This window comes from Polaromonas sp. P1_G4 (assembly GCF_056405475.1).
The window spans coordinates 1-942 of the sequence record NZ_JBFUCA010000919.1; the positions used below are offsets into that span (position 1 = coordinate 1).

A 942-nucleotide genomic window follows, 5' to 3' on the forward strand; every position below is an offset into this window, starting at 1 on the left:
GCCAGTTGCTGAAAGAACTCTGGCGTACTGACCCAGTAGAAAAAGTCGCCTTCAACAAAGTTAGCTACATTCAGTGCTGTAAACGCCTCGCCAGACAAGATGCGTCTGAGATCATTGTCGGTGGGGTTCGCTGCTGGTTTCAGAACGGAATAGGCCAGCAGTTTTGCAAATATGCTCAAGTAGGTGTGAACTAGGTAGACCGAATTACCCAGGTCAAACTTGCCATAAGCCAGTTGCAGAAAGCGTTGCCACTGTTCAAACGCAACATGCACCGCCGATGACACTTTTTGCTCAGGCATAACGCGTTGCATGGCTTGTACGGCATTGATAAAAATGCGCGAGGTGTCTCCGAAATCGAGCCGAATAGCGTCAAGAGTGGCACGTTGCTTGGTCGAACGGAAGAGAATGCGGTCAAGGAAGAAGAAAAACTTATCTTCGTTGTCTTTTTTAACCTCAAAGTCTTCAACCTTGCGCAATGCAGTGCGATTGGGCGTTTCCTGTCCTAGCAATACCTCAAGATTGGGTGCATAAGTGCGCCAGATACGTCCATCGGTTGCGATCAGGATGTAGTCATACCGCTCACCACTGTGCCAGCTTCCAGCAAGATACTCAGCCAGTTGATCTTCTGCATGCTTACCGGTTTTGGCGAGATCTTTCTCCCACTCAATAATTACGTTGCTGTAAGCGATGTCCGCATATCCAGTCTTGGGAACGCCTGGGCGGGGAATGTTGAAAATAGTTTTTTCGCCGCCCTGCGCTAGCTCATTTACAACGTCTTTTGCAGCCTGGCTATCTTGAAACAGTCGACTCAACAAATTTTGAAAACGGAGCTTCTTAGCCTCTTCGCTGTTCGCCTGGCGCAAACCACTCAGGTAATCTGCAACCTCTTCTTGAACTTTGTGAATCGCCATATATTTCAAACTTCCGATGAGGATATTTCTC

At 48.0% G+C, this 942-nt stretch carries 1 pseudogene; it reads right to left on the bottom strand.

The features are described 5' to 3' along the window. Nucleotides 1-911, bottom strand: a pseudogene (locus AC1D1X_RS24445) (N-6 DNA methylase); the annotation flags it as partial. Nucleotides 912-942: the final 31 nt, after the last annotated feature.